The 9252-nt window shown below is 36.1% G+C and carries 8 protein-coding genes and 1 pseudogene; 4 read left to right on the top strand and 5 right to left on the bottom strand.

Annotated features, from left to right (window positions below; all coding sequences use genetic code 11):
* Positions 1-664: pseudogene (locus tag BZK14_RS00840) on the top strand (cobyric acid synthase); the annotation flags it as partial.
* Positions 665-849: 185 nt separating this feature from the next.
* On the top strand, positions 850-1407 hold the full coding sequence (locus tag BZK14_RS00845; RefSeq protein ID WP_077924719.1) for a hypothetical protein: 558 nt from the start codon (positions 850-852) through the stop codon (positions 1405-1407).
* 105 nt (positions 1408-1512) lie between these two features.
* Here BZK14_RS00845 and hutX read toward each other — a convergent pair whose 3' ends face one another.
* Together hutX and BZK14_RS00855 are read right to left on the bottom strand one after the other, a co-directional pair.
* Positions 1513-2019, bottom strand: coding sequence for a heme utilization cystosolic carrier protein HutX (hutX, locus tag BZK14_RS00850; RefSeq protein ID WP_077924720.1), 507 nt, complete (start codon positions 2017-2019; stop codon positions 1513-1515).
* 190 nt (positions 2020-2209) lie between these two features.
* Entirely contained in the window at positions 2210-2794 is a 585-nt protein-coding gene (locus tag BZK14_RS00855) for a HugZ family pyridoxamine 5'-phosphate oxidase (protein ID WP_077924721.1), read from the bottom strand.
* Between the two features lie 271 nt (positions 2795-3065).
* Between BZK14_RS00855 and leuS the strand changes: the two genes are divergently transcribed.
* Together leuS and BZK14_RS00865 are read left to right on the top strand one after the other, a co-directional pair.
* A complete protein-coding gene (gene leuS / locus BZK14_RS00860; protein ID WP_077924722.1) occupies positions 3066-5648 on the top strand; it encodes a leucine--tRNA ligase in 2583 nt (860 codons plus the stop codon).
* Between the two features lie 84 nt (positions 5649-5732).
* A complete protein-coding gene (locus tag BZK14_RS00865) occupies positions 5733-6758 on the top strand; it encodes a tetratricopeptide repeat protein (protein ID WP_077924723.1) in 1026 nt (341 codons plus the stop codon).
* Between the two features lie 13 nt (positions 6759-6771).
* On the opposite strand, the gene BZK14_RS00870 is transcribed toward BZK14_RS00865, so the two are convergent.
* The 3 genes from BZK14_RS00870 to BZK14_RS00880 all read right to left on the bottom strand — a co-directional run.
* On the bottom strand, positions 6772-8058 hold the full coding sequence (locus BZK14_RS00870) for an AmpG family muropeptide MFS transporter (RefSeq protein WP_077924724.1): 1287 nt from the start codon (positions 8056-8058) through the stop codon (positions 6772-6774).
* Positions 8059-8061: 3 nt separating this feature from the next.
* On the bottom strand, positions 8062-8592 hold the full coding sequence (speG, locus tag BZK14_RS00875) for a spermidine N1-acetyltransferase (RefSeq protein ID WP_077924725.1): 531 nt from the start codon (positions 8590-8592) through the stop codon (positions 8062-8064).
* Between the two features lie 25 nt (positions 8593-8617).
* The coding region (locus BZK14_RS00880) for a TIGR04211 family SH3 domain-containing protein (protein ID WP_077924726.1) at positions 8618-9252 on the bottom strand (635 nt) is incomplete at its 5' end.

The following is a 9252-nucleotide window of genomic DNA, read 5'->3' on the forward strand; positions in this document are numbered from 1 at the left end:
TACTACTGGTTTCTGTCGCATCTTTAAACAAGATGGTTATCAACCTGCGCCGTTTAAAGCGCAGAATATGTCCAATTTTAGTGTGATATTAGACGATGGTACAGAAATGGCGATTGCACAATCCACACAAGCAGAAGCCGCAGGCATTTCGCCAACTGTGGATATGAATCCTATTATGTTGAAACCTACGGCAGATCATCAAAGTAATGTCTTATTATTAGGAAAATCATTGGGCGTTAAAAATGCTTATGAATATTTTCGAGGTGAAGGTTGGCAGCATCTGCGAGATGAAGCGCATCGTGCTTATGATCGATTAGCGGAGCAATATTCACCAATGGTTTTGGAAGGTGCAGGCAGTATTTCAGAATTGAATCTGAAAGATCGAGATATGGTGAATCTCGCAATGGGAATTTATGCGAAGGCCAATATTATCTTGGTTGCAGATATCGAACGTGGTGGAATCTTTGCAAGCTTATATGGCTCAATTATGTTGATCTCTGAAGAAGAGCGGCCTTATATCAAAGGAATCATTATCAATAAATTTCGTGGTGATATGAAATTTTTTGAATCTGGTGTGAAAATGATTGAAGAGTTATGCCAAGTGCCAGTTTTGGGTGTGATTCCATATTATCAAGACATTGAAATTGTGGCAGAAGATTCATTGAGTGCATCGCACGCATCAGAAAAAATACAGGCAAATGATCTAGATTATAAAAATGCACAGTATGATCGTTTGGCTGATCATATTAGACAATATGTTGATATAGATAGGATTTATCAAATTTTGTATTAATAAATTAGTCCATAGGAAGATGATAGTTAAACTTAAATTTCAAAGGTTATATAAAAATGTCTAAAAAAAATAAAATTCTGATTGGTTTTTTGATATTAAGCTGTATGGTAATTGGTGGTTTAGTGTATTACGTGATTAATGAGAGAAATAATAGAGAGACAGATATCTATTATTTTTCATTTTACGTCAGTGAAGTTGAATGCTCAGTAGAAACTGAGCATTATCCAATTTATGAGTTTAACCAAGAATCTCATGAAGGATGGTCCTCTCTATCAACAGGATTTACATTAGATAATCGTATTTTTATGCGTAAACCTAAATTTTTAAAGTTAAAAGTAACTATGGCTGAACAATCGCAGTCAAATAAGTTTTCAGATTGGTATTGTGAGGCGAAGATTACACATTTACAGAAAAGAAATGGTGTGGTTGCAGAAACTGTAGATGCTTTAATGATCCATTTTGATGAAAATGGTATTCCATATATTGATTATTCTGGGAAAATGGGGCTTGGTGTTATTCAGTACCCAGCTAATAAAGATGCGAACCTTGAAGTAATTTATAAAAACAAAAAGTTGAATCAGATAAATCAAGTGATTTTAACCTATCCTTTGTAGATGCTATTTAATGAAAATATAAATTTCAGGCAAAAAAAATGGCTTCATGATGCAGGTCGATGAAGCCTAACGTCTAGGACTGTGAAACAAAAGTTTATTGTTATATTAATGTTTAAACTCTTTTGCTAATGCTTGGAACTTTTCAATTTGTTCTGGGAAAATGACACGGTTTTCATCACGACCTAAGAAGATCTTGAACATAATGCCGCCATTATGGTTGGCAAATAAAATGCTACGAGTTTCTGAGCCACGGAAAGGGCGAGTGACAAAATAGATAGCGCCACAGTTTTTGTATCTTAAATGGCCTTGGAATCCACTTGTTGTATCTAGATTATAATAGCCATGGCCTTCTTCACCGACAGGGAATGGGCCCGAAAATTCAAATACAGCATCCACAGTGTGAATGATTGTCATCACTTTGCCCCAAGTGGCAACGCGTGTGAGGATCTCTTGAAAAAGGTCACCAGATGCTTTTGACCACAATTCTTCAGGTAAGCATTCAATCATCTCTGCTTCGCTGGCATCATTAGATTCTGCTAATGTTTCAAATAAAATGCCTGGGTTTTTCGCTAAACGCTCTTTAATGCTAGTTTTTTGAGCTTCTGTTAACATGATGTTCCTTTGCTTGATTAAGAATATATGCAAGCGGCCTTAGGGGTAAGTGCTTGATTAAAAGAGGTTATCATCAAACTATGTATCCTTAAGCGAGGGGGGAGCTTTTGGATAAAAACAATTTTAAAACTTAGGGAGCGATACAAATTTTAAAACTGTCTTGTGGATGACCGCTTGCATATATGTTGGGTTAGGCTTGTTTGGGAATGCCAGGGCCTTTGCCGTGACCTTTGCCATCAATGCCTGTTAAATGAGTAGTTTTAGATTGATCTTTAGGATTTAATCTGAATGCTTTACCAAATCCTGTTACTAATACGCCTTTTAGTGGAGTTAACTTAAACAAGTGGAAGTCTCCCATTTCACGTAATACATTAACAGTTTTACCTGCGCGTTCAGTTAATGCTGCTAAACCTATTTCAAATGCTGCTTCTTCGCGTGCGATCTCAGTTGCTTCCACTTGGTAAGTCACGCGTTTGCGAGCATAGATATTACGGGTTTTACTTTCATCATCCACTATCATAATGTCAAAAATAGGACGTTTTTTAACATGTTGTGTGTGGTAAGCAATGTCAGCAATGAAAATATAGTAATCACCATCAATCATTGCAAATGGTGTATAACTTGCATGAGCAATTTGTTCATCATCAACTGTAGCCATTAGGAGTGTGATGTTTTCCTCATGTAAACGCTTTAATTCAGGTTCAAGTTCTGTATATAAATCTGCGCCTTTATTATCGATGACTTCTACATTAAATTCATTTGACTCAGTTGTCATGTGTGCTCCATTTTTAAGCTAATGTTGATTTGTTGTTTGGATTGTAGCAATAAAAATATCAAATGTTAATAGCAATCATTGATAAATAATAATTATTCTCATATGAAAAGTGATTTTTAAAACATGAAATTTATAAAAATCATAGGGTTATTAGTGGTTTTATTTGTTATAAAATATACAAAAAGCTTGTGATAAAACTCACAAGTATTAAAAAAATAAGGTAGAATGAGTGTTTTTCTTTGTTTAATTGAATAGATTGGAATAATGTCGTATGAAACCAGCGTATCATCACCAAGATGTTGAGAAAACAGCACAGGCATATTGGGAAACCAATAAAACTTTCAAAGTTGCAGATCATGTAGAAGGTAAACAGAACTATTACTGTCTGTCTATGTTCCCATATCCATCTGGTCGACTTCACATGGGGCATGTGCGTAACTATACAATTGGCGATGTTATGAGCCGTTATATGACAATGAAGGGCTTCAATGTTCTTCAGCCAATGGGGTGGGATGCTTTTGGTATGCCAGCTGAAAATGCTGCGATTGATAATAAAGTATCACCTTATCAATGGACGCAAAAAAACATGACTTACATGAAAAATCAATTGAAGCTTTTAGGCTTTGGTTTTGATTGGGATCGTGAGATCGCAACCTGTGAACCAGATTATTATCGTTGGGAACAATGGTTCTTCACGAAATTATATGAAAAAGGCATCATCTATCGTAAAAACGGTATTGTGAATTGGGATCCAATTGATCAAACAGTTTTGGCAAATGAGCAAGTTATTGATGGTAAAGGTTGGCGTTCTGGCGCAGAAGTTGAGCGTCGTGAAATTCCAATGTATTACTTCCGTATTACAGATTATGCTGATGAATTACTCGAAGATTTAGATACTTTAACGGATTGGCCGTTACAAGTTAAAATCATGCAGAAAAACTGGATCGGTAAATCACAAGGGATGGAAATCGGTTTCCCTTATGAAGATGGTACAGTGCGCGTATTCACAACTCGCCCAGACACATTGATGGGTGCAAGCTATGTTGCGGTTGCTCCAGAGCATGCCATTGCACAGAAAGCAGCAGCAAATAATCCTGAGTTACAAGCATTCATTGAAGAGTGCAAAAAAGGTGGCACAAACGAAGCTGACATTGCAACCCAAGAGAAAAAAGGGATGGCAACAGGTGCTTTTGTTACGCATCCAATCACAGGAGATCAATTACCAGTTTGGGTTGCTAACTATGTAATCATCACTTATGGTGAAGGTGCTGTTATGGCTGTGCCTGCGCATGATGAGCGTGATTTTGAATTTGCAACAAAATATGGTTTACCCATTAAACCTGTGATTGCAAATGATGCAGAGGATCAAAGTTATACAACATGGCAGGAAGCTTATGCTGAGCATGGTTCATTAATCAATTCAGGTGAATTTAATGGTTTAGGATTTGAAGAAGCAACACAGGCCATTGCTAAATTTTTAGAAGCTAAAGATTTGGGTTTCATTAAAACTCAATATCGTTTACGCGATTGGGGTATTTCTCGTCAGCGTTATTGGGGCTGCCCAATTCCAATCATTCATTGTGAATGCTGTGGCGATGTACCAGTACCAGAAAAAGATTTGCCAGTTGTGTTGCCAAATGATTTGATTCCAGATGGTTCAGGTAATCCTTTACATAAAAATGAAGCATTCTTGAATGTGGATTGTCCAAAATGTGGTAAGGCTGCACGTCGTGAAACAGATACGATGGATACATTTATGGATTCATCTTGGTATTATGCGCGTTTTGCATCACACGATTGCAATACAGCGATGCTAGATGAGCGTGCAGAGCAGTGGTTGCCAGTGGATCAATACATTGGTGGTATTGAGCATGCAATCCTTCACTTGTTGTATTCACGTTTCTTCCATAAATTAATGCGTGATGAAGGTTTGTTGGGTGATCCAGCTAAAGCACCAAAAGAGCCATTCAAAGCATTGTTAACACAAGGTATGGTAATTTCTCCATCATTCTATCGTCATGCTTCTACAGGTTATACTTGGTACAACTTAGATGATGTGACGCCTGTAGTTAAGGATGGAGAAACAACTTACATCTTAAATGCAGATGGCCAACCTGTCATTTATGGTGGCGTTCAAAAGATGAGTAAATCTAAGAACAATGGCGTGGATCCTGAATTTATCATCAATGAATATGGTGCAGATACGGCGCGTTTATTCATGATGTTCAGTGCACCACCAGAGCAATCATTAGAATGGTCAGTTTCAGGTGTTGAAGGCGCTCAGCGCTTCTTGAAACGTTTGTGGACATTTGGCTTTGAGTTTAAAGATTCATTGTCTGAAAAGGTTGAATATGATCCAGCAGATAAAGCTTCTAAAGATATTCGTCGTGTTGTGCATGAAGAATTGAAAAAAGCATTATTCGACTATGATCGCTACCAATACAACACAGTGATTTCAGCATGTATGAAAATGTTGAATGCATTAGGTGAATTAGGTGATACAGAAGCCGCAAAATATGTGCGTAATGAAGGTTTCTCCATTATGTTGCGTTTGTTGTATCCAATCATTCCGCATGTGACACATGAAATTTGGAGCAATGTCTTTGAAGGTAAAATCGAAACAGCAGAAATCCCAACTGTGGATGAATCTGTATTGGTTCGTGATGAAATCAACTATGTGATCCAAGTAAATGGTAAGTTACGCGGTGAATTTGTGATTGCAGCTTCAGCTTCAAAAGAAGAGATCGAAGCAATGGCGTTAACAAATGAAGCGGCGCAGCGTCATTTAGAGGGCTTAAATATCATGAAAGTGATTGTGGTGCCGAAGAAGCTAGTGAATATTGTTGCTAAGTAAATTGTAGAATTAGCCCTTAAATTTCTAAGGGCTAATTTGATTGAGTGGTATTAATTGAAAGCATTGCTAGTAGAATGGAGAACTATGAAAAAAATAAGTTTAGCATTGATTATTTCTAGTTTATTAATATCTTCTGTTTTTGCGGATGAGGCTATTCAAGAGGTAAAATTATCTAATATTGAAGCGGTTCAAAAGATATTAGAAAGTGATCCTGAAAATGGTGAGGCTAATTTTAGAATGGCAGCATATTATGGTTCTGCTGAGCATTTGGATTCTATTAAACACTTAGAGTATTTAAGAAAAGCGGCGGATTCAAATTTTCCTGATGCAGAATTACAGTATGGATTTTTATTAATCAATAATAATGAGCCTAAGCAAGGTTTAAAATATATTCAAAAATCAGCAGAGCGTGGATATGTAAAGGCTTTAACACTATTGGGTGATTTGTATTTTGCAGGTTATTATAATCAGTCTGGCGGAGTAGTTATTCAGGCTAATGCTGATTTATCAGAGCAATATTTGATTCAGGCAGTAACACAAAATGATCCTGATGCTCGTTATACTTTAGCCTATTTATATTTGAATCCAAATTTAGGTAAGCAAGATATTCAACAAGCGCTTAAATTACTTGAAGAGAATATCAACTATGATACTAAGAATATTCATTTGCCCTCAGTAGTTACATTGATTGATATTTATAGCCAAGGACAATATTTATCAGCTGACCCTGCTAAGTTGGTAGATTATTTTTATTTGGCAAGTTTGCAGGGGTATGTGCCAGCTTTATATCCTGTAGGGATGATGCAAAAAGAAGGTGCAAAAGGTGTTAGGTTAGAGATTATTAAAAATGATTCAGAGGCTTTTGCGAATTTATTAAAAGCTGCTAAGGCTGGTTATATTGATGCAATGTTTAGTGTGGGGGAGATGTATTTTAAAGGCGAAGGTGTAAAGCAAAGTGATACTGATGCATACATTTGGATGGCAATCGCTGAGGAGTTATCTAATAGTGAAAAAAAATATTCAGAAATTATTTTGGAGTTGATACCAAGAAAAGATCAAGATGCAGCGATTGCTAAAAAAGATTTGCAGTTATCAGTATATAAAAAATAAAGCCAAAATTTTTTTATTTCTTGAATTCTCTCGTTGTGTGCTGTAATTCAAAAATACTATTTTTTATGTACATTAAAACAAGTAACGCAGGCACAAACAAAAATGTTGTAAATATAAAGAAGTTTTGCCAACCATAGTCTTCGACCGCAAAGCCTGAGAATGAGCCAAAAATACGTAGAGAGAATGCAGCTAGAGCACTGAGCATGGCATATTGTGTTGCAGAATAAGAGCGATTACATAATAAGCTTAAATATGTGATGAATACGGCGCTTGCGAATCCACCAATGAAGTTTTCTAGTGAAATCGCTAATGTTAAAGACAATACTGTTGGGTAATGTAATACCATAATGTAACCAAGATTGGTTAAGCCCATTAAAATGGATGACCAAATTAGAGCGCTATATAAATTCATGCGAGCAATAATATTGGCAGATATAAAGGCGCCAAGCAATGTTGCAATTAATCCATAAACCTTGCTGATGATGCCAATCTGAGCACCTGTATATCCCATTTCATTATAGAATGCTGAAATTAGGACCCCAGCGATAGCATCGGGCATTTTGAAGAATAAGATAAAAACTAGAATAAAAATAGCTTGGGGGTGTGTAATAAAATTCTTAAAAGGTATTAGGATGTAATCTGTTAATGTGGAATTTGCAGAGATTGCCTGTTGTTGTGGTGATAAGTGATTAATTTCTTCTTTGATAAAAATAAATGTGACTAAGGTGATCAGTGTAAATAGTATTGCGACTAATAAAAAGATAGTTGGCCAAGCAATATAATCAGAAGCAAATAATACAGCGGCTCCCATAATGAGCATGGCAATACGGTAGGTAACTTGTGAAAGGCTTGACCCATAAGATTGTTCTTTGCTGGTTAATGTATCAATTCGATAAGCATCAATGACAATGTCTTGGCTAGCAGATGCTGTTGCTAATAGTAATATTAGGATGGAAATAATCCCAATATGATCATTGGGGTTAACCAATGATAATGTAAAGAATATGAGTGTTAAACAGCTTTGAAATAGGATAATCCAACTTTTACGCCGACCTAGTTTTGCTAATAAATAAGAACGTTTTGCATCTAAAAAAGGAGCCCACAAGAATTTAAAAACGTAAGGCAAACCTGCTAAGCTGATGAGTCCAATGCTTTTTTTATCAACGCCATATTTTGAAAGCCAATATGTTAATGTTGATAAAGTCATTAATATTGGCAATCCTGAAGCAAAGCTTAAAAAACCAACGGCTAAAATTTTAGATGAAAAATAGGGTTTAAAGCTTTGCAACAGTTGAGTCATAAATTATTTTTGTCCTTCAAAGGCTTTAGCGTATTCATTTTGGAAGATGCACATGCGGATGGCATTGCGATATGCGCCTGCTGAGAAGAATTCATGACGTAAGACGCCTTCCACTGTAAAACCTAGTTTTGTATAAATATGTACAGCTTTTTCATTGGCCTCATCAACGACCAAATATAGTTTATAAAGATTAAGCGTATGGAAAGCATAATCCATTGCTAATTTGGTGGCTGTTCTGGCATACCCTTTACCTTGGTGATTAGGGGCGATGATGATTTGAAATTCTGCACGGCGATGCGTGTAATCAATCTCCACCAATTCAACCAAGCCAATTGGCTCTTTATTTTCTGTTTTTTGTAGAATGAAGCGACGTTCATTTTTGTCGTGAATATGTTTGTCGTAGAGATCTGAGAGTTCTAAAAAAGACTCGTACGGCTCCTCGAACCAATAACGCATGATCGATGCGTTATTATCTAAATGGTGCACAAACCGAAGGTCCTCTTTCTCAAGTGGTCGAAGACTAATGGCGCTCATGTGATAATTTCCTTGTTAATATTGATTAATAACGGCTCCAGTTACGTTTTTGATTACGATAACGGAGTAGTCTTGGTAAAATAGAAGTGCCTAAAACGATGCCTGCAAATAATATGCTAGCGCCTTTTAGCCATTCATCACTTCTTTTGTTTTCTTTTAAGGTAAAGTTTTCACTTTTTAATTGCTTTAATTCTAATTCTTGTTGCATATTAACTTGTGTTAATAGCTGATTATCATTATCGATATCGATAACATTTTTATTGATCTGTTCAAGATGTGTTACACGGTTGGTTTGAACTAATAAGGCTTGCTCAAGCTTTTTTTGATTTTCTTGTAATGAAAGAATGAGTTGGTCTTTATCATTATTTTGTGCAGTTAATGATGCAATGCTTTCTTGAAGAGGTGCATATTCCTGTTTTGCCATTTCAACAAACTCTCTGGCAGCAGGATCATTCATTACAAAATTTTTATGGATCCATCCATGTGCATTATTATCGCCATATTGAATTTCATAAAATTGTTTACTTTCACTGAGTATTTTAATTTTTTCCCCTGATGTCAGCATTTTAATAATACGACTATTATCATTAGCAGAGGCACGAATGGGTGCTTGTAGTTGATCTGTGACGTATTTTACATTTTGTGCAGAAACAGTAGAGC

This window comes from Wohlfahrtiimonas larvae, from assembly GCF_002006755.1.
Lineage (GTDB): Bacteria > Pseudomonadota > Gammaproteobacteria > Cardiobacteriales > Wohlfahrtiimonadaceae > Wohlfahrtiimonas > Wohlfahrtiimonas larvae.